The sequence below is a fragment of the Streptomyces sp. NPDC090499 genome, from assembly GCF_044769305.1.
In the GTDB taxonomy this organism is placed as follows: domain Bacteria; phylum Actinomycetota; class Actinomycetes; order Streptomycetales; family Streptomycetaceae; genus Streptomyces.
On the sequence record NZ_JBIVXP010000019.1, the window covers coordinates 25,544 to 49,259 of the forward strand.

20 protein-coding genes are annotated in these 23,716 nt (G+C 73.1%); 5 read left to right on the forward strand and 15 right to left on the reverse strand.

Annotated features, from left to right (window positions below; translation table 11 throughout):
* Positions 1–4: 4 nt before the first annotated feature.
* The 3 genes from ACIQVL_RS41705 to ACIQVL_RS41715 are packed head-to-tail and all read right to left on the reverse strand — an operon-like array spanning position 5 to position 2,972.
* A complete protein-coding gene (locus tag ACIQVL_RS41705; protein WP_403478079.1) occupies positions 5–1,246 on the reverse strand; it encodes a ketosynthase chain-length factor in 1,242 nt (413 codons plus the stop codon).
* Positions 1,243–2,514 (reverse strand): beta-ketoacyl-[acyl-carrier-protein] synthase family protein, encoded by a 1,272-nt coding sequence (locus ACIQVL_RS41710; RefSeq protein WP_403478080.1) that lies wholly within the window; start codon positions 2,512–2,514, stop codon positions 1,243–1,245. The genes ACIQVL_RS41705 and ACIQVL_RS41710 overlap by 4 nt, the downstream gene beginning before the upstream one ends.
* Positions 2,515–2,528: 14 nt before the next feature.
* Positions 2,529–2,972 carry a nuclear transport factor 2 family protein gene (locus ACIQVL_RS41715; protein ID WP_403437935.1) on the reverse strand — a complete coding sequence of 148 codons (444 nt, stop codon included), beginning with the start codon at positions 2,970–2,972 and terminating at the stop codon, positions 2,529–2,531.
* 129 nt (positions 2,973–3,101) lie between these two features.
* On the opposite strand from ACIQVL_RS41715, the gene fabG reads away from it, so the two are divergent.
* Positions 3,102–3,902: a 3-oxoacyl-ACP reductase FabG gene (fabG, locus tag ACIQVL_RS41720; RefSeq protein WP_403437937.1), complete on the forward strand. Its 801-nt coding sequence runs from the start codon at positions 3,102–3,104 to the stop codon at positions 3,900–3,902.
* 97 nt (positions 3,903–3,999) lie between these two features.
* On the opposite strand, the gene ACIQVL_RS41725 is transcribed toward fabG, so the two are convergent.
* The 11 genes from ACIQVL_RS41725 to ACIQVL_RS41775 form a co-directional block, all read right to left on the reverse strand.
* A complete protein-coding gene (locus ACIQVL_RS41725; protein ID WP_403478081.1) occupies positions 4,000–5,148 on the reverse strand; it encodes a hydrolase in 1,149 nt (382 codons plus the stop codon).
* Positions 5,149–5,187: 39 nt separating this feature from the next.
* The gene (locus ACIQVL_RS41730) at positions 5,188–5,712 is read right to left on the reverse strand and encodes a flavin reductase family protein (protein WP_403437941.1); all 525 of its coding nucleotides are present in this window, start codon (positions 5,710–5,712) and stop codon (positions 5,188–5,190) included.
* Entirely contained in the window at positions 5,709–7,418 is a 1,710-nt protein-coding gene (locus ACIQVL_RS41735) for an NAD(P)/FAD-dependent oxidoreductase (protein ID WP_403478082.1), read from the reverse strand. The genes ACIQVL_RS41730 and ACIQVL_RS41735 overlap by 4 nt, the downstream gene beginning before the upstream one ends.
* A gap of 91 nt (positions 7,419–7,509) precedes the next feature.
* A complete protein-coding gene (locus ACIQVL_RS41740) occupies positions 7,510–8,139 on the reverse strand; it encodes an antibiotic biosynthesis monooxygenase (protein ID WP_403437946.1) in 630 nt (209 codons plus the stop codon).
* A gap of 51 nt (positions 8,140–8,190) precedes the next feature.
* On the reverse strand, positions 8,191–9,102 hold the full coding sequence (locus ACIQVL_RS41745; protein ID WP_403437949.1) for an MBL fold metallo-hydrolase: 912 nt from the start codon (positions 9,100–9,102) through the stop codon (positions 8,191–8,193).
* 151 nt (positions 9,103–9,253) lie between these two features.
* On the reverse strand, positions 9,254–10,729 hold the full coding sequence (locus ACIQVL_RS41750; RefSeq protein ID WP_403437950.1) for a cation:proton antiporter: 1,476 nt from the start codon (positions 10,727–10,729) through the stop codon (positions 9,254–9,256).
* A 99-nt stretch (positions 10,730–10,828) separates the two neighbouring features.
* Positions 10,829–11,611, reverse strand: coding sequence for a BTAD domain-containing putative transcriptional regulator (locus tag ACIQVL_RS41755; RefSeq protein ID WP_403437952.1), 783 nt, complete (start codon positions 11,609–11,611; stop codon positions 10,829–10,831).
* A gap of 456 nt (positions 11,612–12,067) precedes the next feature.
* On the reverse strand, positions 12,068–12,760 hold the full coding sequence (locus ACIQVL_RS41760) for a LuxR C-terminal-related transcriptional regulator (protein WP_403437954.1): 693 nt from the start codon (positions 12,758–12,760) through the stop codon (positions 12,068–12,070).
* A gap of 511 nt (positions 12,761–13,271) precedes the next feature.
* A complete protein-coding gene (locus tag ACIQVL_RS41765) occupies positions 13,272–14,375 on the reverse strand; it encodes an acyl-CoA dehydrogenase family protein (protein WP_403478083.1) in 1,104 nt (367 codons plus the stop codon).
* 201 nt (positions 14,376–14,576) lie between these two features.
* Positions 14,577–14,777, reverse strand: coding sequence for a hypothetical protein (locus ACIQVL_RS41770; RefSeq protein ID WP_403478084.1), 201 nt, complete (start codon positions 14,775–14,777; stop codon positions 14,577–14,579).
* Between the two features lie 209 nt (positions 14,778–14,986).
* A complete protein-coding gene (locus tag ACIQVL_RS41775; protein WP_403478085.1) occupies positions 14,987–15,208 on the reverse strand; it encodes a hypothetical protein in 222 nt (73 codons plus the stop codon).
* 281 nt (positions 15,209–15,489) lie between these two features.
* Between ACIQVL_RS41775 and ACIQVL_RS41780 the strand changes: the two genes are divergently transcribed.
* The 3 genes from ACIQVL_RS41780 (at position 15,490) to ACIQVL_RS41790 (ending at position 21,391) form a co-directional block, all read left to right on the forward strand.
* Positions 15,490–16,473 (forward strand): hypothetical protein, encoded by a 984-nt coding sequence (locus ACIQVL_RS41780; protein ID WP_403437958.1) that lies wholly within the window; start codon positions 15,490–15,492, stop codon positions 16,471–16,473.
* Positions 16,474–16,598: 125 nt separating this feature from the next.
* Positions 16,599–18,446, forward strand: a complete 1,848-nt coding sequence (locus ACIQVL_RS41785; protein WP_403478086.1) for an HSP90 family protein — start codon at positions 16,599–16,601, stop codon at positions 18,444–18,446.
* Between the two features lie 2 nt (positions 18,447–18,448).
* Positions 18,449–21,391 (forward strand): hypothetical protein, encoded by a 2,943-nt coding sequence (locus ACIQVL_RS41790; RefSeq protein WP_403478087.1) that lies wholly within the window; start codon positions 18,449–18,451, stop codon positions 21,389–21,391.
* 72 nt (positions 21,392–21,463) lie between these two features.
* Here ACIQVL_RS41790 and ACIQVL_RS41795 read toward each other — a convergent pair whose 3' ends face one another.
* The gene (locus ACIQVL_RS41795) at positions 21,464–22,675 is read right to left on the reverse strand and encodes a cytochrome P450 (RefSeq protein WP_403478088.1); all 1,212 of its coding nucleotides are present in this window, start codon (positions 22,673–22,675) and stop codon (positions 21,464–21,466) included.
* Positions 22,676–22,799: 124 nt separating this feature from the next.
* On the opposite strand from ACIQVL_RS41795, the gene ACIQVL_RS41800 reads away from it, so the two are divergent.
* Positions 22,800–23,453: a TetR/AcrR family transcriptional regulator gene (locus ACIQVL_RS41800; RefSeq protein ID WP_403478089.1), complete on the forward strand. Its 654-nt coding sequence runs from the start codon at positions 22,800–22,802 to the stop codon at positions 23,451–23,453.
* The last annotated feature ends 263 nt before the right edge of the window (positions 23,454–23,716 follow it).

Consider the following 23,716-nt stretch of genomic DNA (forward strand, 5'->3'; position numbering starts at 1 on the left):
CTCCTCAGGAAAGGTCGTTGGCGGTGTCGGCGTCCCAGGCACGGACGACGACGGCCGAGTTGAAGCCCCGCAGGCCGCGGGCGACCACGAGCACGGTGCGCACGGCCGCCTCCCGGGCCCGGTCGCGGACCAGGTCGATGCCGTACTCGGCGGGCACCTCGCGGGTGCCGGGGGTGGGCGGGATCACGCCGTCGCGGATCGCCAGCAGCGCGACGGCGGTGTCCAGCGCGCCGCCGCCCGCGTAGGTGCGGCCGGACCCGGCCTTCGGCGCGGTCACCGGCACCGCGCCGGGGCCGAACACCTCGTGCAGTGCGGCCGCCTCCGCCCGGTCCAGAGCGGGCACACCGACCGCGTCGGCGAGGACCAGGTCGACCTGGCCGGCCGTCACCCCGGCGTCGGCGAGCGCCGCCTCGACGGTGCGGCGCAGCGCCGGGGGACGGCCGGAGCCCGGCGCGGGGTCGAAACCGCTGGCGTAGCCGGCGATCTCGCCGAGGATGTCCGGAGCGCCGCGGCGCAGCGCCGCCTCGGCGTCCTCCAGCACCAGCAGCGCGCCGCCCTCGCCGGGGACGTAGCCGTCGGCGTCCCGGTCGAAGGGCAGGTAGGCGCGGCCCGGATCGGTGCTGGTGGAGAGCCGGTCGCCGGCGATCTGCGCAGCCCATCCCCAGGGGTCGAGCGCGGAGTCGACGCCGCCCGCGACCACCAGCGGGGTGCCGCGGCGCACGGTCCGCCGGGCGTGGCCGATCGCGTCCAGGCCGCCGGCCTGCTCGGTGACCAGGGCGCTGGAGGGGCCGCGCATGCCGTGCCGGATGGAGATCTGCCCGGTGTTCACCGCGTAGAACCAGGCGAACGACTCGTAGACGCTGACCGTCTGCGGGCCCCGAGTCCACAGTTTGTGGAACTCCCGGTGGGTGAACTCGAAGCCGCCGAGGGCGTTGGCGGTGACCACGCCCATGTCGTAGTCGACCAGGCTGGCCGGGTCGACCTTGGCGTCCTCCAGCGCCCAGCCGGCCGCGACCAGCGCGTACCGGGTGGAGACATCGGTCTGCGGGAGCAGCCGGTCCGGCAGGTGGTCGGTCACGTCGAACCCGCGGATCTCGCCGGCCAGCCTGGCCGGGTACTTCGTCACGTCGAACCGGGTGAGCTCGCCGAGGCCGTGCCGGCCCTCCCGGGTGGCGGCCCAGAAGTCCTGGGTGCCCAGCCCGTTGGCGGCGAGCGCGCCGATCCCGGTGACTACGGTCCTGGTCATTCCTTCTCCCCGGTCGGGCGCCGCAGCACCATCGCGGTCTGGAAGCCGCCGAAGCCGCTGCCGACCGTGAGCACGGTCCGCACGTCCAGTTCGCGCGCGGTCAGCGGCACATAGTCGAGGTCGCACTCGGGGTCGGCCTCGTGCAGGTTGGCGGTGGGCGGCACCACGCCGTTCTTGATGGCGAGCGCGCAGGCGGCGATCTCCACCGAGCCGATGGCGCCCAGCGAGTGGCCGACCATCGACTTGATCGAGCTGACCGGCGTGCGGTAGGCGTGGTCGCCGAGGGCGCGCTTGACCGCGGCGGTCTCGTGCCGGTCGTTCTGCTTGGTGCCGGAGCCGTGGGCGTTGATGTAGTCCACGTCGGTCGGGTTGACGCGGGCCTGGTCCAGGGCGACCCGGATCGCCTCGGCCATCTCCCGGCCGTCCGGCTTGAGCCCGGTCATGTGGTACGCGTTGCAGCGGGTGCCGTAGCCGCTGACCTCGGCGTAGACCGGGGCGCCACGGCGCTGCGCCGACTCCAGGGTCTCCAGGACGAACATCGCGGCGCCCTCGGCGAGCACGAAGCCGGTGCGGGACCGGTCGAACGGGCGGGAGGCGGTCTCCGGCTCGTCGTTACGGGCGGTGGTCGCCTTGATCGCGTCGAAGCAGGCCACCACGATCGGCGTGATCGGGGTGTCGGTGGCGCCCGCCACGATGACGTCGGCCGAGCCCTCCTGGATCAGCTGCAGGGCATGTCCGACCGCGTCGAGGCCGGAGGTGCAGCCGTTGGAGACCAGCGACACCGGACCCTCCGCGCCGACCTTCCACGCCACCTCGGCCGGCATCACGCTCGGCGCCAGGTAGTCGAACATGTGCGGCGACAGCCACTCCTCGCTGTCCACCAGCCAGTTGCGGCCGGAGTCGGACAGCACCAGGTACTCGCGCTCCAGGCTGGTCGCCGCGGCCACCGCGCTGCCCAGGGTGACCCCGATCCGCGCCGGGTCGACGCCCGCGAAGTCCAGGCCGCTGTCCCGCACGGCCTCCTGGGCGCAGACCACGGCGAACTGGGTGGCCCGGTCCATGCGGCGGATCTCCCGCTGGCTCAGCCCCTCCCACACCGGCTCGAAGTCCGCCTCGCCGGCGATCTGCGACCGGTACGACGACGGGTCGAAGAAACTGATCCGCCGGGTCGCGGTACGGCCCGCGGTGAGCAGGTCCCAGAACTCCTTGGTGCCCCGGCCGCCCGGGGCGCGCACGCCGATGCCGGTGATGACCACTCGTCGGCTCATCACAACCACCTCTCTCAGAAACCGTCGTGGTCGACGAGCCGCTCCTGGTTGTGCAACCGCCCGTCCTCGCGGACCAGGACGTCGCGCACCACGCAGCTGCGGACCAGCTCCGGACCGTCGCCCGGCCGGGTGGTCAGCACCAGCGCGTAGCAGGTGCTGCGGAGCCTGCCGTCGCCCAGTCGCTCGACGTCGACCATCGTGAACATGTGGCGCCGCTGCTGCGGATCGGCGGTGAACCGCTCGCGCACCTGGTAAAGGTCGGACAGGATGCCGGCCCGAGTGCGCGCCGGCTCACGGCCGGGCGTGTGGCCGAACACCGCGTCCTCGGTGAAGGTGGCGGCGTACTCCTCCACCTTGCCCGCGTCCAGCGCCTGCATCTGGCGCGCGTAGTACTGAAGAACCTCTGCGTACAACTCGGCGCTGATGCCGGTCGACTCCATCTCCTCGGACTCCTTCACGCGGCCGTTGATTGCGCTCAGTCTTCAGTCGCGTCCAAGAGCCCCGGTCGAGGCGGGCTCGACGCCCGTGCCGCGGGGCTTAAGCGGGGCTCGACCGGGGCGCGAGCCGCCGCGGCGACGGTGGTGTGCATGAACGCATCCCCTTCCACCGACAGCGGGCGCCCGGTCGCGCTGGTCACCGGCGCCACCAGCGGCATAGGCCACGAGATCGCCCGTACGCTGGCCCGCCAGGGCCACGCCGTCTACCTGTGCGCCCGTACCGCCAAAACCCTCGAGGACACCCTCACCGAGCTGCGCGCCGAGGGCCTGGACGTCGACGGCAGCACCTGCGACGTCACCTCGGCCGAGCAGGTGCGGGCGCTGGTCGACGCCACCGTCGCGCGCTACGGGCGGCTCGACGTGCTGGTCAACAACGCCGGCCGGCCGGGCGGCGGCGCCACCGCCGAGGTCCCCGACGACCTCTGGTTCGACGTGATCAACACCAACCTGAACAGCGTCTTCCTGGTCACCAAGGCGGCGCTCACCGGCGGTGGCATGCTGGAGCGCGGTACCGGCCGGATCGTCAACATCGCCTCCACCGGCGGCAAGCAGGGTGTGGTGCACGCCGCGCCCTACACCGCCTCCAAGCACGGCGTGGTCGGCTTCTCCAAGTCCCTGGGCCTGGAGCTGGCCAGGACCGGCATCACCGTCAACGCGGTCTGCCCGGGATTCGTGGAGACCCCGATGGCCGAGCGGGTGCGTGAGCACTACGCCGGGATCTGGGGTGTGGACGAGCAGGAGGCGCACAGCAGGATCACCACCCGGGTGCCGCTCGGCCGCTACGTGGAGCCGAGCGAGGTGGCCGCGATGGTCTCCTACCTGGTCTCCCCGGGCGCCGCGGCGGTCACCGCCCAGGCGCTGAACGTCTGCGGCGGCCTGGGCAACTACTGATCACAACTACTGATCGCGACTACTGTTCGCCACGACGTCAGGGCGCCGGGACCTCGACCGAGGTCCCGGCGCCCTGACGTCGTACGGGCGGCTCGGTTCAGGCCTTGAGCACCTGGTCGACCCAGCCGCGGGCGGCCGGTTCGAACTGCAGCGCCACGTGGGTGGAGATGGCGGTGACGTCCCGCCAGAGCCGCTGCATCGAACCGGAGACCGCCTGCCCGCGGGTGCCGGACTGGCGGAACAGCCGGTCGACCGCGGTCACCGACAGATCGACGGCCAGGGCGCAGTCCCGCAGGTTGCGGGTGGTGTCCAGCGGGTGGGTGGCGGCGCCCTCGTCGGCGAGCCGGGCGGCCCGCTCCAGCAGCAGGCGGGCCGCGTCCACCTCGCCGGCCGAGCGGGCCAGTGCCTGCTCGGCGGAGCCCCGCACGCCCTGCACGCCGGTGGTGCCGGGCAGTTGCGGGGCGTGGCCGGCCTTCTCGGCGAAGTACACCGAGAAGGTACGGACCATGCCGAGCGCGGCGCCGACCGCCGGCGCGGCGAACATCAGCCCGTTGACCGCCTGGAGCGGTGCGCGATGGCAGGCCGCCGCCACCCCGCCCCAGGCCTCGCCGGTGCGCCCGGCGAACAGGTCGGCCCGGTCGAAGGAGAGGTGCTCCGGCACGAACACCTCGTCGAGGACCAGGGTGTTGCTGCCGGTGGCGGCCATGCCGACGCTGTGCCAGGTGTCCTCGATCCGGTACGCGGAGCGCGGCACGGCGAACAGCCGCGCCTCGCTGCCCGTCCCGGACTCCACCAGGCCGCACATCAGCGCCCAGTCGGAGTGGGCGATGCCGCTGATGTACGGCCAGCGGCCGGCGACCAGCCAGCCCCCGGCGGCCGGCCGGGCGGTGCCGAACGGCGTCACGGACCCGACCAGCACCGTGTCCGGGCCGGCCGCCCAGATCCGCGCCTGGCCCTGCTCGGGCAGGAACGCCCCCGCCATCCGGGCGATCGAGGCGATCAGCGAGGCACACCAGGAACTGGCCGGACACTCCTCGGCGATCACCTGGACGGCCTCCACCAGTTCGGTGAAGGAACCGGCGGTGCCGCCGACCGCCGCGGGGGCGAAGTGCCGGGCGAAACCCGCCCGGACGATCTCCTCCAGCACGACGGGATCGAGTTCGCGAGCCCGTTCGGCGGCCTCGGCGCGGCGGCCGGCGGTCACGGCGATCGCGGCCGCGGCGGTGCACAGCCCGGCGGTGGGCATCTGTCTTCTCCTCACTACTCGGGTACTGCTCGGGTGCTGTCAGGAGGCGGCCGGCAGCCGGTGGAAGGCGTTGCGGAAGAAGGTCAGCGGCCCCTCCTCGCGCTGCACGGCCAGGTCGATCACCTCGCCTATGACGATCACGTGGTCCCCGCCGTCCACCTCGCGGTCGATCCGGCACTCCAGATAGGCCAGCGCGTCGGGGAGCACCGGCACGCCGGTGATCCCCGGCCGGGTGGCGGCCTTCGCGGTGTGCCGGGTGTGCCGGCTGGCGAAGGACCGGCACAGCTCCTCCTGGTCGGCGGCGAGGATGTTCACCGCGAAGGCGCCGGTCCGCCGCAGGACCGGCAGTTCGTTCGAGTCGTTGTGGATGCAGACCAGGATCAGGGCCGGGTCGAGCGAGACCGAGGTGAAGGAGTTCACCGTCAGGCCCGCGGTCCGCCCGGTGCTGCCGCTGGTGATCACGGTGACGCCGGTGGCCCAGTTGGCGCAGACGCTGCGCAGCGCCTGCGGGTCCACCAGGGCCGGGTCCGGCTGCAGCAGGCCCGCCGCGTGGCGCTCGCTCATGCCGCACCGTCGAGCAGCGGGTCGGCGAACAGACCCTGGCTGCCCTCGGAGATCTCCTCCGCCTGGGCCAGCGTCAGCAGGACCGGCCCGGTGTGCAGGCCGTCGCGCTGCCAGTCCTCGGGACGCAGGCTGATCGCGTACGGGTTGACGGGAACCTCCGGATCCGGGGTGACGCCCAGTCCGCGGGCGGCCCGGTGGAAGACGGCGACCGCCAGCGCCTCGGCGACCCTGACATCACGGGAGATCTCGGCGGCCAGTTCGTCGTCGGTGTAGTCGACCACGAGGGTGGCGTGGCTGTCCTTGATCGCCTTGGCCGGCACATAGGTGTTGGCCGGGCCGTCGGTGACCACCTTCTCCAGCTCGTTCCAGTCGCGGAAGACCTGCTGTACCCGGTCGTTGACCGCGTACAGCTTCTCGAGGTCGCCGTGCACCCGCCGCATGAAGGCGTAGTCCAGGAAGCGGTTCTTGACGAAGACCAGCACCACGCCGACGTGGTTGAGCATGGCGTCCCAGCACAGCTTCGGCACCATCACCGCCGGGTTCCCGAAGGCCGGGTAGTGGTCCTCGACCTTGGAGAGCACGAACCGGAAGGTACGCAGATGGAAGTCGTTGTAGAACTCCAGCCGCTCGGCGATCTCCTCGCCGGCGAAGTCCCGGACGACCAGGTCGGTGGTGACGCTGTTGCCGTAGCCGATCATGTCCGAGCCGGGTGAGTAGAAGGCGTCCACGAAGGCACCGGCCTCGCCGACCAGCATCCAGCGGTCCGGCGAGTACACCCGGTCGGTGCTGAAGGCGAAGTCCTTCAGGGTGATGAAGTCCGCGATGTCGCCGGTGCGGCCGTCGACCACCTCGGCGAGCTGCGGCTCGTTCGCGCGCAGCCACTCCTGGACCTTCTCGAAGGTCCGGATCTCGTCGTACGGGTGGATCCGCGGGTCGGCGCAGACGCCGACCGAGATGTGGTCCGAGCCCAGCGGGATCAGCCACACCCAGTAGCCCTCGCCCATCAGGTGGTTGGTGGAGAACTTGCGGATGCCGGGGCGGTTCATCCGCTCCATCCACCGCGGGTCGTCCTTGCCCCACTCCTCCAGGTCGATGCCGCCGGTGAGGCGGAACCAGGAGGCGTTGATGGTGTGGGACACCTCGCGGGACAGGCCCAGCTTGCGCTTGACGAAGTGGGCGCGGCCGGCCGCGTCGACGAGCCAGCGGGCGCTGATGGTGCGCGGTACGCCGCCCTGCGTGTAGGACACCGTGTGGTCCGCGTCGCCCTCGCGCAGTTCCACGTCGGTGATCGAGGCGCCCTGGCGCAGGTCCACGCCGGCGTCCAGTGCCATCCGGGTCAGCTCGTTCTCGAACCGGCCGCGGTCGATCTGGTAGTTGTTGTGCGCCGGGAACTCCCGGGGGCCGAGCTCGATCCGCCTGGTGAGGTCCTGGTTGCCGCCCGCGGGCTGGAAGAACCGCAGGCCGTTCTTCTTCAGGTGGAACTTCTCCAAGTGCTCCTTCATCGCGACGATCTCGGCGAAGTAGTGCGCGCCCGCCGGCACCGTCGACTCGCCGACCTTGAACGCCGCCTCCGGCGCCAGGCCCTCCCGCTTGTCGAGGATCACCACGTCCGTCTCCGGACGGGCGTTCTTGAGCTGGACCGCGAGCGTGAGACCCGCGAGCCCGCCGCCGAGGATCACCACATCGGTCGTAGCCTGATCCACCATCGCTCCTCCTGCTGGTTACAAGTCGTCAAGAAGTCTGTGGGGGCGCTCTCGCGGCCCGCTCAAGCCCGCGTGGAAGCCGGCCGGCCGAGGGTCAGCGCACCTCGGCGACCACCTCGAACAGGCCCGGATTGGCCGTGGCGTACGGCGGGTTGACGGCCTTGCGGGCCTGGAACTCCGGGTCGGCCTGCAACGCCTTCCACACCTCGACACTGGCGTAGTGCGCGACGTTCACCAGCGGCAGCGAGGCTCCGGCGACCGCCCGGTGCATACGGAAGTCGACGAAGCCCGGTGACTCACTGGCCCGCTGCGCCCGGGGCCGCCAGGCACCCAGGAACTCCTCGACCCGCTCGTTCGGCAGCTCGAAGAGGTTGACCATGGTCACGCCGGCGCCGTCCGGCCGCTCCCCGGACGCGGCTTCGGCGATCACCCGGTACACCCCGCGATGGACGGTCTTCGCGTACTTCTCCGCGCCCGGTCCCTCCTGCTCGCCGGCCGCCGCGGCGGCCAGGTCCGCGGCGGCCGCCCAGTCGGCGACCGCGACCAGCTGGAAGCGGTGCTCGGCGCGCAGCGCCCGGTGCAGGCGGGCGCCGCGGAAGCCGGGTGCGGTGCGCAGCCGTTCCAGGTGCGCGCGCCAGCCCTCGATGAACTCCCCGGTGTTCTCGACCGGTGCTTCGAGTACCGCGATCAGGGTGACCGGGCCGCTCTCGTGCTCCGTGCTCACGTGTCCGTCCTCTCCCCGCGGGGTGTCCCGTGGGAGTCGTTGTGTCTGTCGTCAGGCGTGGCAGGCGGGGAAGCCGCCGTGCAGCTCCGCCATGCCGCGGACCATCTCGTCGACGCCGGCGAAGTCCTCCGGGCGTCCGCCGCGCAGTTCGCCGTAGGCGCGGTACAGGTTGGGCACCAGCCGTTCGGAGTCCAGGAGAGCGGCGAACTCACCGAGGTCGGCGGCGCGGGCCACCGTCAGCGGGTCCAGGTCCTCGGCGAGGCCGGCCTCGGCGAGGTCCAGCAGCCGGGCCAGGTAGCGCTCGGTGGTGTCCAGCAGCTCCGGGCCGCCGACCGGGCCGTGCCCGGGTACCACGGTGACCGGTTCGAGCGCCCGCAGCCCGGCCACCGCGTCGCGCAGGCCGCCGACCGAGCCGGTCAGCACGAACGGGGTGACCGCGTTCATCACCAGGTCGCCGGCGAACAGCACCCGGCTGTCCGGCAGCCACACCACCGTGTCGCAGGAGCTGTGCGCCGGGCCGAAGGCGCGCAGCCGCGCCTCCTGTTCGCCGATGCGGAGCGTGAGTTCCTCGGCGAAGGTGATGTGGGGCGCGGCCGGTTCGACCGTGCCCCAGTCGACGTCGGGCCACAGGGTGGTCAGATGCAGTCCGGTGCGGACCGCCTCCTGCCGCGTCCGCTCGGCCGTCACCACGACCGCTTCGGGGAACAGGTGGTTGCCGAAGGTGTGGTCGCCGTGTGCGTGGGTGTTGACCAGGAGCCGCGGGAGCCGCGGCGCGGTGTCCGCGACCAGCTCGCGCAGCCGCCCGGCCCGCGCCTCGGTGGCGGCGGTGTCGATCAGCAGCGCGCTGCCGGAGTCGATCACCAGCCCCGCGTTGTTGAGGCACCATCCGCCGTCGGGCTGCAGGAAGGCGTGGACCCCGTCGGCGATCTCTTCGAGTCTCGGTGCACCGGTGAAAGCTGCCATACGGCCACTGTCGTCCGCGGCGCTCGACGGCCGCTCGAAGCGGCCCCGGCCACCGGGCAAGCGGCCCCCGGCACCGGGCGGGACGGCACCGGGGCCGGTCCGGCCCACCGCGCGGACGCGGGCGCCGCGCCGCGAACTCCCGCCCCGGTTCTCACGGCTGACGGGCCCCGGCCGTCTCCTGGGCCTGGGCGGGGACTCCGGCGTTGGACAGGCTGCCCTCGGAGGGCGCCGGGAGCCGGTCGAGCCGCAGCAGACGGAGCAGCGGATCGGTCGCCACGGTGGTCACGAGGGTCATCACCACGAGTACCGCGAACAGCCGGGAGTCGATCACTCCGAGGGAGAGGCCGACGTTCAGCACCACCAGTTCCGTCAGGCCCCGGCAGTTCATCATCACGCCGAGCCCCAGCGCCTCCCGGCGGCCCTCGCCGGCCAGCCGGGCCGCCGCGAAGGTCCCGCCGATCTTGCCGGCCACCGCCACCAGCAGCACGAGCGCGAGCACGCCGAGCGCGGACAGCGAGAAGACCGACTGCAGCCGGGTCTGCAGGCCCACCGCGGCGAAGAAGAACGGCAGCAGCAGCCACAGCGCCAGGCCCTCGGTCCGGTGCGCGAAGTCCCGCACCGTCCGGGAGGACCGTGGCATCACCACGCCCGCCAGGAAGGCGCCGAAGATCGCGTGCACGCCGAGCACGTTGGTGGTCACCGCGCAGACCAGCACGAAGAAGGTGATCAGCATGCCGATCGGCAGCACCCCGCCGCGTCGGCTCTCCAGCACCCGCAGCACGTGCGCCAGCGCCGGACGCACCGCGAACCACAGCACCGCGGTGAAGGCCACCACCTCGGCCACGGCGACCAGGACGCCCAGCGGCGAGCCGTTGCGCACCTCGGCGACCACCACGCCCAGCGCGCACCAGGCGGTGACGTCGCCGACCCCGGCCATCGCCAGGCCCATCGCGCCCAGCCGGGTGCCGATCAGCTCGCGGTCGGACAGGATCCGGGCCAGCACCGGGAACGCGGTGACGGACACCGACAGCGCCACGAAGAGCAGGAACGGCGCGGTGCGCACCCCGTCGGGCTGGTAGTCGCCGCGCAGCCGCAGGGCGATGAACATGCCCAGCAGGAACGGCACCGCGAGCGCCGCGTGCCCGGCGGAGAGCACCTTGCCGCCGAGCCTGCGCAGCATGGTCAGCGGCATCTCCAGCCCGATCAGGAACATGAAGAAGACGACACCGACCTGGGCCAGGGTGTTCATGACCGGCGTCACCGCCGCGGGGAACACCTCCTTGGAGACGCCGGGGGCCAGCGCCCCGAACACCGAAGGGCCGAGCAGCAGTCCGGCCAGGATCTCGCCGACCACCGGCGACTGGCCGACCGCGCGGGCCGCCAGGCCCAGCAGACCTGCCGCCGCGACCACCACGGCCCCGGCCACCAGCACCTGGCCGACCAGGTCGGCGGGCTCGGCCGGCTTCGGTGCTCCTGCGGTCTCGTGCACCGGGTGACCGACACCGAATCTCAGCATCAGAAGTGCCAGCGCCACCGGCACCAGGACCAGCAGGCCGTAGCCGAGCACGGTACGTGCCGGGCCGCGGAAGCGGGGCCGGCCGCCCTCCGGTTCTCCCGCGACGGACATGGACGGATCATGTGCCATTGCCAGGGTTCTCCTCGCAGGACGATGGTCCGGGACGGAGCGGTCGTTCCGTCCCGGATCTGTCGGGTGGGTGACGGCGGGTCAGCCGGTGCGGAGCAGGGCGGTCACCGAGCCGCCGTGCCCACCGTTGAGCACCTCGGCCTGCAGCCGCTGCACCTCCGGCGTAGGCTCCAGACCCAGCTCGGTCCTGAGCACCTTGCGCAGGTCCTGGTACGCCCGCAGCGCTTCGGCGCGGTAGCCCGCGGCCCGCAGCGAGTCGATCAGCTGGGCGTGCAGTCGCTCGTTGAGCCGGTGCTCGGCGACCAGCGACCGCAGTTCGGGGATCAGCTCCTGGTGTCGGCCGAGCCGTGCGTCCGCCTGGATGCGCAGTTCCAGCACGCGCAGCCGCAGCTCACACAGGTGGGCTTTGTGCATGGTCAGCTCCGGCCCGAGGCTGATGTCGGCCAGTGCCTCGCCGCGCCACAGACCGAGCGCCTGCCGCAGCCGTTCGGAGGCCTCCGCGACGTGGCCCTGGCGCCACAGGCAGCGCCCCTGTTCAGCCAGGGCGAGGAAGCGCTCGGCGTCGGTCCGTCCTGTGCGCAGTTCGTAGCCCGGCGCCTTGGTGACGATCTCGCAGCGCCGCTCACCGCGCGGCACGGAGTCCAGGATCCGGCGCAGTTGGTAGACGTAGGTCTGCAGGGTGGTGGCCGCACTGCGCGGCGGCCGGTCGTCCCACAGTTCGGCGAACAGCGTGTCGGTGCTGACCACCCGGTTCGCGTTGAGTGCCAGCAGTGCCAGCACCGCCTTCACCCGTGGTGCGGTCGGTGCGAGGTCGCGCGCGCCGGCGACGACCTCCAATTGACCGAGCACGTTGAATGCGATCACGATCTTTTCCCCCGTTCACAGCTTTCTCGTTCACCTCGATGCGGAATCGATTCACTTTCAACAACTTGCCCGTCGAGCCCGCGGAGACAACAATGCCCTTTTGGCGGGCGGCGCACCACAATCTCCCAAGGCCCGCTCGAGCCGTGCTTGAGGCCTGGGGAACACCGAAAGGAGCAGGGCGAATACTCCTTTGGATACCGCGGTCGCGGAACTCCGCCACGGGTGAGTAAAATCAGGTGCGCCAATTGTGAATTTCACATTACCCACTCGGACGCTTGCCGGGAAAGTCGGCACAAGTGGTCATTTGGGATGATGTGTCGATATTGTGTGGAGAGTTGGTGTGCAGGGGGGCTCCCGGTCCGCCGTCGGCGGGCGGTCGTGTCTCTTTGGGGGCAGTGTTCGGGCAGCTGTGCTTTGGTTGTGCTGCGGCTGTGCCGTGACTGTGGCGGCTGCGGCTCAGTGGCCGCGCCGCGCCGCCGGGGGCTGGATGACCAGGGCGTTGATCGCCTTGTTGACCGCGTCGATGCGTGAGGTGGCGCCCAGCTTGGTGAAGACGTTGCGCAGGTGGCGCTTGACCGTGGCCTCGGTGATGTCCATTCTGGCCGCGACCTGACGGTTGGTCAGCGCCTCGGCCACCAGGGTCAGCACCGCCAGTTCCCGCGCCGACAGCACGTCGGAAGAGGGCGTGTCCCGGGCCGGATCCGCGGTCGGCTGCGGCACCGCGGCCGCCGGCCGCGCGGCGCCCGACGGCACGGTGATGGCGACCGTCTGCTGCTTGCTGCCCGCGATGTCCCGCACGGTCGACACCAGCAGGTCCTGGCTGACGTTCTTGTGCAGGTAGGCGCGCACGCCCAGGCCCAGCAGCCGTTGCATCAGCGGCAGGTCGCTCTGCGTGTGCAGCACGACGATGCCCACCGGGTCACCGCAGCCCAGCAGTTCGCGCACCGTCGACGCCGGGTCCGGGCCGGGCGTCCCGATGTCCAGCAGTACGACGTCCACCCGGCGCTCGGCGACCGCCCGCACCGCGGACGGGCCGGAGTCGACGCCGTGCGCCTCCATATCGGGCTGGGAGTCCAGGACATGACAGAGGGCTTCGCGCGGCAGGCGATGGTCGTCGACGACGACTATGCGCAGAGGTTCCGGAGTCACCTAGCCTCCGAAGACGACCCAGGTGAACCGGTGAGCCCCCGAAACCCGCACCGGTCCGGACGCCCGGAAAAACGGAAAGGTGAATTCCACCTAGTCCGGCGATTGCCCGTCATGTCAGTGACTTTCACGTCTCCCCCTGGATCCCCGTAATCCGGGTTCCCAAGTCTACTGCAGTGGCAAATAAGGGAGCTTGCAGGCGCGAGCGGGAGAACTGGTGATCCGCGTAGTGGGGGGCGGCCGGCCGACGAGCGGCACGAACGGATTCCGGCTCCCGTGGCAGAACAGCGGGACCGGCCCGCCCGGAGCCGGCGGACCGGTGACGGCCCGGTCCGTGGCAGCGTTGCCCCCGTGTGCCGTGTGCCGTGTGCCGTGTGCCGTGTGCCGTGTGCCGCGTCTGGCCGACGGCGGGTCTGATCGTGCGCGGGTACAGCGGAGGGACCGCCTGCCGCTCAGCGGTCGGACCGCCTGCCGCCCAGCCGTCGGACCGCCTGCCGCTCAGCGGTCGGTCGCCTTACGCGCTGCCAGTGGTGTCGAAGCGCAGAGCGGTGTGACTCGCCGCGCAGTGCACGTCACGCCAGATGCGCTGGAGCGGGGCGTCCTGCGCCTGCGCGCCGCAGCCGGCCGCACGGAACAGCCGTTCCACCGCGTCGACCAGCTGGTCCGCGGCCAGTGCGCAGTCCCGCCGCGCACTGGCCGGTTCGCCCTCGCCGCCTCGCCGGCCGTCGCCGGCCAGCGCCACGCGGCGCAGCAGCAGGGCCGCGCTCTCGATCTCACCCTCGGCCCGTGCCAGCACGCTCCGCGCCGGCGGGTCGTCCGCGGGCGCGAGCGGCCCCCCGGCGTTCCGACCGGCCGACCGCGCCGACCATGCCCGTACGGCCGCACGCGCCGCTCCGAGCGCGGGGGCGGCGAACAGCGTGCCGCTGATCGTGCGCAGCCTGGCGGTGTGGCACGGGGCGTCGGAGCCGACGGCCCGGCCCTGCCGGACGGCCCCGCGCGCGACGGACCGGTGCCCGGGGACGAAGGCCCCGTCCACGACCAGGGTGTTGCTGGCCGTGGCCCGCAGGCCGACGTTGAACCACGTGTCCACGACCCGGTAGTCCCGGCACGGCAGGGCGAAGAACCTGGCCACTGTCCGCTCCCCTCGGGGCACCAGCGCGCACACCAGCGTCCAGTCGGCGAAGTCCACACCGCTGACCAGCGGCCACTCCCCGGTGAGCCGCCAGCCACCGGCCTCGGGGGTGGCGTGTCCGCCCGGACCGAGCGCGCCCGCGATCACGGTCTCGGCGCCGGTGGACCACAGCTCGCGCTGCCCTTCCTCCGGGAGGTACACGCCCATCCGGGCGGCGCCGGCGACGACCGCGGCGATCCAGGCGGCGGAGGTACAGCCCTCGCCCACCGTGGAAACGGCGTCCAGGAGTTCCCCGAAGCCGCCCGCCCGTCCGCCCCAGCGGACCGGCACGAAGTGCCGGGAGAAGCCGGCCGTGACCAGCGCGGCCACGACCTCGCCGGGCAGCCTCCGCGCGCGGTCCGCGGACACGGCGTGCCGGGCGGCCAGTTCGGCGGCCGCCCGCACCTCGTCGGCCGTGTCGGTGGGGGTGGGTACGAAGCCGGACATGGGCGGTGCCTCCTTGCCGCTGGGCGTTGGCGTACCACCCCAACCTCGCCGGACGCGCTGGAGGACGCTTGGGGAACCCCTGGAGCGACCCGGTCGCGGTGGGTCAGGCCGGGGCACGCGGAGTTCGCCGCCGCTGCCGCGGACCCGGCAGCGCACCTGCGGCGCCCGCCGACAAGGCCGCGCCCGGCGCCTGTCGCCCGCTCACACGGGCCCCCGGCCGGACAGCTGACGACGGGTGAGAACGAAGATGCTCCCCAGGAGGTCGGCCAGGGTGTGTTCGCCCAGGTCCAGCCCGGGAGCGGCCTGCGCCTGCTCCTGCTCCTGCTCCGGCGCCCGGCCCGGGACGGTCTCGCCGCCGCCGTACCCGCCCCGGCGGCCATCGCCATCACCAGGGAAGGGCACCCCGGCCCCGGCCCCGGCACCCCGCGGCCCCCCTCCGGGAGCCTCACGCCGGATCGGCACCGCACGGGTCCGAGGCCGGGCGGACCGGTCCCCGAAAGCCGCGTCGGCACGAACGCGCCTCTCACCGGCACGGTGGCGTTCCCGGGACGGCTGCCGGCCGGCCCCGCCCGACCCGTCCGCCGTACCCGCGGCGCCCTGCCCACCCGGTTTCACGCGCGCACCGCCGAATCGACGGCGCCCTGCGAGGCGTCACACACGTCCCGCGGGTGGAGCAGTGCCCACCGGGCCGGTTCGGGCCGGCCGGGGCCCGGTCGGCCGAAGCCCAGCGGTTCCCCGCCCCCGCCGGTCGCCGTCACCGCCGTCGCGGCTGTCACCGCCGTCACGCCGGTCGATACCGGTCCGAGGAACACCTTGACCGCCGTCACGTCCATCGGCTTGCACCTCCGCAGCACCGCGTCCGATTCCCGGGCCACCCCCGGCGGCCTCAGATACTCGTCCGGGCTGCTGGAGGGCGGCTCGATCCGAGGTCGACCCCGCTCCGCGGTACCAGCGGCACCACCTGCCGTGTCCCGTTCCCGCCGTCCCCGGAGCCGCTCCCGGAGCCGTCGGAAGGGCCCCGTGGAAAGGCCCCGTGGAAACTCTGTGGAATTGCTGTCGGTGGTGGCGCTTATGCTGCACCCGGTGATCACGCGGATCTTGGGGAGGGCGCGGCATGTTCGGCAAGCTGTTCGGCAGAGGCGGGGAGAGAACGGCGGCGGATCCGCACGCCCTTCCCGTGCCGCGCAGGCAGAACGGGGTGTACAAACTGCAGTCCCTGGGGGACACCCGGGTCATGGCGCTGCTGGTGGCCGCGGAGTCGGGTGACTGGGACGCGGTCAGGATGGCGTCGGCCCACTTCGATCTCGGCCGCGACCACCAGGTGCTGGGTGAACTGTCCGACGTGGACGGTCTGCAGGACTGGATCGGCCGGGCCGCCGAGGAGGACGAGGAGCACCGGGCGACGGCCCTGCTGATATCCGGGGCGCGGCACATCAGCTGGGGCTGGGAGGCGCGCACCTCCGCGCGTGCCACGAACGTCTCGCGGGAGCAGTGGCAGGTCTTCTACGAGCGGTTGCAGATCGCCGAGGAGCACCTGCTCGAAGCCGCCGAGCTGCGGCCGGAGTGGATCACGCCGTGGCGGCGTCTGCTCACCTCGGGCCGCGGCATGTCGGTCGGCACCGCCGTCAACGAGGCCCGGCTCGACGCCGCCCTGCGCCGCGACCCGCTGGACCTGGCGACCCACATCGAGTGGGTGTCGCACCTCCAGCCCCGGTGGCACGGGGAACCGGGCCAGGCCCTGGAGTTCGCGCGCGCCGCGGCCGCCGAGGCTCCCGACGGTCATGGCCTCGGCTGCGTCGTCGCCATGGCCCATATCGAGGACTGGGTGGAGTCGGACGACAAGGACTGCCTCGACACCCCCGAGATCCAGCACGAGTTGAGGGAAGCGGCCCGGCGCAGCATCCTCCACCCCGGCTACGAGCGCCGTCCGGGCTGGCAGGAGGACTTCAACATCTTCGCCATGGCCCTGTCGCTGTCGGCCGAGACCGTCGTGGCCCCGCGCGTCTACCACGAGCTGGACGGCGCCTGGACCCGCTGGCCATGGGTCTACATGGCGCAGCCGGACAAGACGTACGCCCGCTTCCGGCGCCGCGCCTGAACCGGCCGCCGTCACCCGGCGCCTCCCGCGCCGCGCCTGAACCGGCCGCCGTCACCCGGCGCCTCCCGCGCCGCCCGGCGCACCTTCCGCCCGCCACCCTCGAACACCCCACCCCGGACTCTGTGATGACTCTGCCCCACACCCCCGCGAGCCCGGCCGGCGCCGACCGCACCTTCCAGGTGGACCTGCGCGGCCTCGTCGACCTCCTCTCCCACCACCTCTACTCCAGCCCCCGCGTCTACCTGCGCGAACTCCTGCAGAACGCGGTGGACGCGCTGACCGCCCGGCACGGCCTCGAACCGGGCGCCGCCGCAGGCGCGTTCGGCATCCGCCTGTACGCCGACGGTTCGGTGGTCCGGGTGGAGGACGACGGGGTCGGTCTCACCGAGGCCGACGTGCACACCTTCCTCGCCACCATCGGCCGCAGCAGCAAGCGCGCCGACCAGGTCGCCGAGCAACGCGCCGACTTCATCGGCCAGTTCGGCATCGGCCTGCTCTCCTGCTTCCTGGTCGCCGACGAGATCCACGTCGTCAGCCGGTCCGCCCGCACCCCCGACGCCCCCGCCGTTGAGTGGCGGGGCCGCGGCGACGGCAGTTACACCGTCCGCGCCCTGCCCGCCGCCGCCCGCCCCCGGCCCGGCACCACCGTCACCCTCACGCCCCGCGCGGACGCGGCAGAGTGGACCAGACCGGTCGAGGTGCAGGCGCTCGCCCGGCACTTCGGCTCCCTGCTGCGCCACCCCGTGACCTTCGACGACGGCACCGGCGGCCCGGCCGCACCCGTCAACCCCGAGCCGGCACCCTGGGCGCGTACGTACCCCACGCCCGGCGCCCGCTCCCGAGCGCTGGCCGCGTACGGCGAGGAGGTCTTCGGCTTCACGCCGCTGGACACCATCGACCTCGACCTGCCGGCCGTGGGCCTGAAGGGCATCGCGTGCGTGCTCCCCGAGGCGGTGCCGGCCGGGCGCCGCCACGGCCACCGCGTGCACGTCAAGGGCATGCTGCTGTCCGAGCAGGCCGAGGGGATCCTGCCCGAGTGGGCGTTCTTCGTCCGCTGCGTCCTCGACGCCGAGAGCCTGCGCCCGACCGCGTCCCGCGAGTCCCTGTACGAGGACGACACCCTCGCCGCGGTCCGTGACGCCCTCGCCGAACGGCTGCGCGCCTGGATCGCCCGGACCGCCGCCAGCGACCCCGAACTGCTCGGCCGCTTCCTCCAGACCCACCACCTCGCCGTCAAGTCGCTGGCCGTGCACGACGACGAGATCCTGCGGATGCTGCTGCCGTGGCTGCCGTTCGAGACCACCGACGGACACGCCACCCTCGACGAGTTCGCACGCGCCCACCGCACCGTGCTCGTGACCTCCAGCGTGGAGGAGTTCCGGCAGGTCGCGGCGATCGCCGGGGCCGCCGGGCTCGGCGTCGTCAACGGCGGCTACACCTACGACCGCGAACTGGTCCACCGGCTCCCGGAGATCAGGCCCGAGGTCGCCGTCGCCGACCTCGACCCGGGCACCCTCACCGCCCACCTCGACCCCGTCGACCGGGAGACGGAACTCGCCGCCGCGGCCTACCTCGCGCAGGCCCGCGACGCCCTCGCCGTCTTCGACTGCGACGTCGCCCTGCGCACCTTCCAGCCCGCCTCCGCCCCCGCCCTCCTCCTCGACAGCCGCGAGGCCCGGCACGAGCGCACCCGCTCCCAGCTCGCCCGCGAGCAGCAGGGCGGCGTGTGGGGCGACATCCTCGGCCACCTGCGCCAGGAGGCCCCGCGCGCCCAGCTGATCCTCAACCAGCTCAACCCGCTGGTCCGCACCGCGGTCACCATCGACGAGCCCGAACTGGCCCGCACCAGCGCCGAAGCCCTCTACGGACAGGCCGCGATGCTGTCCCGGCGCCCGCTCAGGCCCGCCGAGTCGAGCCTCATCAACCGCTCCTTCCTCGACCTCCTCGCCCACGCCCTCCGCAAGGACAGCTGACGATGCCGACCGCACCCCATCCCCAGAACACGGACGAGCTGTACCAGGCGCTGCAGGAGAACGACCGGCGCCCGTACGGCCGTACCCGCACCGTCACCGCCGAGGAACTGGCCGAGGCCGCCGAGCAGTTCGCGGAACCCCGCGCGCTCGTCCACGCCCTCCTCGAACTGCAGGAGGCCTACACCTACGGCTCCGAACCGCGTAAGTCGCCCGTCGTCTTCGCCCGCCTGCTCACCCTCTTCGACGAACAGCCCGACGTCTTCGACGAACGGCTGCGGCACACGCTGTTCTGGCGGTTCAAGTGGGTGGCCAACGCCCTGGTCGCACTGCCCGAGATACCCCTGGCGAGTCTGCGGCAGTGGCTGACCGAGATGCGCGACCGCTACGAGAAGGCCGGTCTCGAACTCCAGCCCTGCTACGCACAGGCCTACCGGCTCGCCGCCCACGTAGGCGAGGACACCGACCTCGCCTACGAACTGTGGGCCGGGCGCACCCGCACCCGGCTCAGCGACTGCGAGGCCTGCGAGATCTGCGACCGCGCCCTGTACCACCTCGACGCGGACGACGACGAGCGGGCGCTGCGCACCTGGGAGCCCGTCCTGGACGGCAAGGAGTCCTGCCAGGAGGAGCCCGCCCGGTCCGTCTCCTACGCGCTGCTTCCCCTGCTGCGCACCGGCGCCGCCGACCGGGCCCGCGCCCTGCACCTCTCCGGCTACCGCGCCTGCCGCCGCAACCCCTCGATGTCCGGCGAGGTCGGCCGCCACCTGGAGTTCTGCGCGCTCACCGGCAACGAGGCCCGCGGCCTGGAACTCCTCGCGGAGAACCGGAACCTGTTCGACGAGGTCGACTCGCCGCTGGACCAGCTCGGCTTCCTCACCGGCGTCGAGGTCCTCCTCCAGCGCGTCGAACTCCTCGGCCACGGCGGGCTGCCCGCCGCGGGCTACGCCGGCCGCACCTGGACGGTGACCGGCCTGCGCGCCGAGGTGCGCGGCCGCGCCGACGACCTCGCCGCCCGCTTCGACGCCCGCAACGGCTCCACGGCCCACACCGACCGGCGCCGGGCCCGCCTCGACCGCGCCCCCCTCCTGGACGCGCTCGAACTGACCCTGCGCGTCCGCGGCCTCGACGACGTGGCCCCGGCGGCCGTACCCGCGCCCGCTCCCGCTCCTGCCACCGTCCCCGAGTCGCTGCCCGAACTCATCACCCGGGCACGGGAGCTGGACGACCAGGGGCATCCGGACGCGGTGGCCTGCTGGGCCCGGCTGCGCACCCTCGTCGCCGACCCCGGCTACGTCCACCCCGACGACCCGGCCGTGGGACCGCTGGTACGGCTGCGCGCGGACCTGCTGGAGGACGAGGCGGGCAGGGCGGGCGACAAGGAGGAGTTCGACCAGGCGGCCGCCCGGTACGAGGAGGCCGCGGGCCTGTACGACGAGGCCGGGGCGCCCGGCCACGCGGCGCTCGCCCGCGCCTGCGCGCTGCTGCCCGCGGGCGGCCTTCCGGGGGAGCACGGCGACGGCGCCGAGGCACAGGCCGCCGCGCAGACCGCCGCCCACGCGGCCCTCGTCCGGCTGCACGAGGAGGCGACCGGCCTCGCCCCCTACCAGGAGGCGCGGCTGCTGCGGCTGCGGGCGACCGCCCTCGGCATGCGGCTGCAGGCGTCGAGGAACGAGGAGCACGTCGCGCCGGTCCTCGCCGAGGTGGACCTGCTGCTCGACTTCGCCACCCGGCACGACATCACCGGACAGGTCTCCGGCGCCCACCTGCTGCGGGCCAGCACGTACGCCGTCTCCGGCGACCTGCCCACCGCCGTCACGGAGATCGACGCCCTCCTCGACCGGCTGAAGACGGACGGCCCCGCCTGGTACCTGCCCCGCACGTTCGCCCTGCGCGGCCGGATCCAGCTCGGCCTCAAGGACCCCGAGGCCGCGCACGCGGACCTGACCGAGGGCCTGCGGCTGGCGGCCGACTGGCCGTCCCAGGCGGGCGGCGCCGCCCGCCTCCACAGTGATCTGGCCGAGGCGTCCATGCGGCTGGGCCGCCCCGACGAGGCGCTGCGGCACCTGACCCGCTCCGCGGAGCTGGAACTGCGCCGCGGCAGCCGCTTCGACGCGTTCTGCACCTACAGCAACGCGGCCCAGCTCACCCTCGACCTGGGCCGCGTCGAGGACTGCATCGCGCTGCTCGACTCCGTCCTGGCCGAACCGGACGTCGCCGCCGGGGAGGTGGACGACCGGCTCGTCGCCCAGCTGCGCCTGGCCCGCGCCCGCGCGCTGCACGCGGGGGAGGACCTCAAGGCCGCCACCGCGGAGTACGCCGCCCTCGCGGCCGAGTCGGCCGGCTGGGACGACGACCCCGGCAGCCACGCCATGATCGCCGCGGAGACCGCCATGATCCTCGCCGAGTCCGGGGAGTTCGGCCCGGCCCGCGAGGCCGCCGACCAGGCCCTCGCCGCACACGCCAAGGACCCGCGCTACGAGCAGCTCAGCAGCTGCCTGCGCGAACTCGCCCGCCTCCAGGCCCAGCAGCAGGGCGCCGAGGGCCTGGCCGACGCGCTCGCCCTGCTCGCCGACGCCGGCCGGGTCGCCGACGAGGCCCGCGCCGCGGGGCACGAGGCGCGGGGCCGCGACCTGGACAGCGCCCTCGCCTACGAGCACGGGCGGGTCAACGCCTACGCCAAGGAGTACGAGACCTCCCTGACCGCCCTGGACAAGGCGCTCGCCCTCCTCGGCGAACCCGGACCCGAGTCCCACGACCGGGACCACGTCGGCGAGTGGGCCGAGTGCGTCCGGCTCGCGGCCGTCGTGCAGGGCCTCTACCTGGAACGCCCCGAGCCCGCCCTCGCCCGCCTGGACGGGGCGGTCTCCCGGCTCACCGCCCTGGGCCACACCGAGGAGACCGAGCCGCTGACCACTCTGGCGGCCCGGCTGCGCGACGAGGGCTGACCCGGCGGACGCGGCGCGGCGCGGCCCGGCCGTGGGGTCCGGCCGCGCCGCGCCCCGGCCGGCGGGGTGACTTCACCAGGTCACGGGCAGCTCGCTGACCCCGCCGGTGAGGGTGGTGCGCATCGTGAGCTCGTCGACGTCCTTGGCGAGCCGCAGACCGGGCAGGCGCTCGGCGAGGGTGGCGAAGACGACGCGGAGTTCCGTGCGGGCCAGGCTCGCCCCGATGCAGAAGTGCGGGCCGTGGCCGAATCCGAGGTGGTTGCGTTCCGGACGGTCGGGGTCGAAGGTCTCGGCGTCGGTGTAGACGGACGCGTCGCGGTTGGCCGAGTTGACGGAGAGGATCACGGCGTCGCCGCTGCGGATCGTGACCCCGGCGACGTCGACGTCGGTGTGGGCGTAGCGCAGCAGACCGAGGTCGCCGGGTGCGCCGAGGCGCATGATCTCCTCGACGGTGGCGTTGACCCGGCCGGCCGGGTCGGCGGTCAGCGCCCGCCACTGGTCGGGGCGGGTCAGCAGGAAGAGCGTGCCCAGCCCGATGCGGTTGACGGTGGTCTCGTGGCCGGCGAACAGCAGCCCGACGCAGAGCCTGATCATCTCCGAGTAGTCGAAGTCCGCGTCGGCGCTCTGGGCGCGTACCAGGTCGGAGATGACGTCCTCGTCCGGCCGGGAGCGTTTGGCCTCGGCGAGCGTCGTCATGTACTCGTTGAACTCCTCGCGGGCCCGTTCGGCTTCGCCGCCGATGGCGTAGTTCGCCATCCGCTCCGACAGCGAGGCGAAGTGCTCGCGGTCGCTCTCGGGTACGCCGAGCAGCCGGCAGATCACCGCGACGGGCACCGGGAAGGCCAGCCCGGCGTGCAGGTCGACCACGCCGTCGGGCGCGGCGGCCCGCTCGGCGAGCAGCCGGTCGATGCAGTCGTCCACCAGGTGCCGTACGTGATCGGAGAGCATCACCATGCGCCGGGCGGAGAAGGCCGGAGTCAGCAGCCGGCGCATCCGGGTGTGGTCGGCCTCCTCGGTGGCGTAGTCGCCCGAGGGGCCCTCCTGGACCGCGGCGCTCGTGATGCGGGACGCCCGTTCCGGCTCGGGATGGGAGCGGCCGAGCCGCTTGTCGCCGAGGAGGTCGCGGACCTCCTCGAAGCGGGTGACCAGCCAGGCCGGATCCCCGGCCGGGGTGGTGACCGGCGTGATCGGCGCCTCCCGGCGCAGCACCGCGTAGAGGGGTGCGAGATCGAGCACGTTCGGCCGTGCGAAGGGTAGTCGGGAACGCTCGGCGGCACCGTTCATGGTCCTCCTCCTGGACCTCGGAACGCGATCTTCCGGCACTTCGACCGTAACACTTTATTGTCAGTCACTGCCAATAATGTTTTCGGCCAGTCGTCCCGCGGCCCCGGCGTGGTTGGATCGCCCGATGGAGGACGTGACGGTGGACAGCGGCCCGATATCGCCCCGCCGGGGACGGCCCCCGGTGAGCGACCGGCAGCGGCAGCGGCAGCGCCTGGACATCTCCCGGCACGCGGTACGGCTGTTCGCCGCACAAGGAGTGGCCGCCACCTCCGGCGAGCAGATCGCACGGGCGGCCGGCGTCTCGGAACGCACCCTGTGGCGCTACTTCCCCGGCAAGGAGAGCTGTGTCGAGCCGCTGCTCACCGAGTCGGTCGCGGCCTTCCGCGCGGTCCTGCGCGCCTGGCCGCCCGGCGTCGACCTCACCGAGCACCTGCGCGCCGCCTACCGGCCCGCACTCGACTCGTCGTCCGGCGGGGACGCCGAGGCGGTCCTCACGGTGATCCGGCTGACCCACGGCGAACCCGCGCTGCGCGCCGTCTACCTGGTGCTCAGGGAGCGTGCGGAGGACACGTTCGCCGAAGTGCTGGCCGAACGCGCGGGCGGGAAGGCCGACCCGCTCGACGTCCGGATGCGGGCCGCCGCCATGAGCGCCGTCCTCAAGGTGGCCACCGACGACCTCGCCCGCGCCGTGGCCGGGGAGGGCGTCACCCCCGAGGTGCTGCGCCGGCACCGCGAACAGCTCGCCGACGCGCTCAGCCCGGTCACCCGGGGGCTGTAGGGGCGTTGCCGGGGTGTCGTCACTCCCGCAAGCGATCCCGGCATCGAGCCCGGCGCACACCCGTTGGTGAACTTCGCGCCCAGAAAGTCCTGTTGGCCTCGTTGACATCCCGCAAGCACAGGCGTTTCACTCAACTCTCGTGCATGGCAACGTTGTCAGGCCGCCGTGGGGGCGACCGGGTGCGTTGCCTGTCGCCGGCATTCCGGTGTTTCTCGGCGCGCCGACACCTGATGTGCGAAGCACGAACTGCTGCGGAGGCAACC

What these genes read in the sequence shown, in the direction of transcription:
- ACIQVL_RS41800 (WP_403478089.1), top strand. Translation starts at nt 22,800, where the DNA reads ATGGAGGACGTGACGGTGGACAGCGGCCCGATATCGCCCCGCCGGGGA.
- ACIQVL_RS41750 (WP_403437950.1), bottom strand. Translation starts at nt 10,729, where the DNA reads ATGTCCGTCGCGGGAGAACCGGAGGGCGGCCGGCCCCGCTTCCGCGGC.
- ACIQVL_RS41780 (WP_403437958.1), top strand. Translation starts at nt 15,490, where the DNA reads ATGTTCGGCAAGCTGTTCGGCAGAGGCGGGGAGAGAACGGCGGCGGAT.
- ACIQVL_RS41745 (WP_403437949.1), bottom strand. Translation starts at nt 9,102, where the DNA reads ATGGCAGCTTTCACCGGTGCACCGAGACTCGAAGAGATCGCCGACGGG.
- ACIQVL_RS41795 (WP_403478088.1), bottom strand. Translation starts at nt 22,675, where the DNA reads ATGAACGGTGCCGCCGAGCGTTCCCGACTACCCTTCGCACGGCCGAAC.
- ACIQVL_RS41765 (WP_403478083.1), bottom strand. Translation starts at nt 14,375, where the DNA reads ATGTCCGGCTTCGTACCCACCCCCACCGACACGGCCGACGAGGTGCGG.
- ACIQVL_RS41790 (WP_403478087.1), top strand. Translation starts at nt 18,449, where the DNA reads ATGCCGACCGCACCCCATCCCCAGAACACGGACGAGCTGTACCAGGCG.
- ACIQVL_RS41705 (WP_403478079.1), bottom strand. Translation starts at nt 1,246, where the DNA reads ATGACCAGGACCGTAGTCACCGGGATCGGCGCGCTCGCCGCCAACGGG.
- ACIQVL_RS41725 (WP_403478081.1), bottom strand. Translation starts at nt 5,148, where the DNA reads ATGCCCACCGCCGGGCTGTGCACCGCCGCGGCCGCGATCGCCGTGACC.
- ACIQVL_RS41775 (WP_403478085.1), bottom strand. Translation starts at nt 15,208, where the DNA reads ATGGACGTGACGGCGGTCAAGGTGTTCCTCGGACCGGTATCGACCGGC.
- ACIQVL_RS41730 (WP_403437941.1), bottom strand. Translation starts at nt 5,712, where the DNA reads ATGAGCGAGCGCCACGCGGCGGGCCTGCTGCAGCCGGACCCGGCCCTG.
- ACIQVL_RS41785 (WP_403478086.1), top strand. Translation starts at nt 16,599, where the DNA reads ATGACTCTGCCCCACACCCCCGCGAGCCCGGCCGGCGCCGACCGCACC.
- ACIQVL_RS41735 (WP_403478082.1), bottom strand. Translation starts at nt 7,418, where the DNA reads ATGGTGGATCAGGCTACGACCGATGTGGTGATCCTCGGCGGCGGGCTC.
- ACIQVL_RS41710 (WP_403478080.1), bottom strand. Translation starts at nt 2,514, where the DNA reads ATGAGCCGACGAGTGGTCATCACCGGCATCGGCGTGCGCGCCCCGGGC.
- fabG (WP_403437937.1), top strand. Translation starts at nt 3,102, where the DNA reads ATGAACGCATCCCCTTCCACCGACAGCGGGCGCCCGGTCGCGCTGGTC.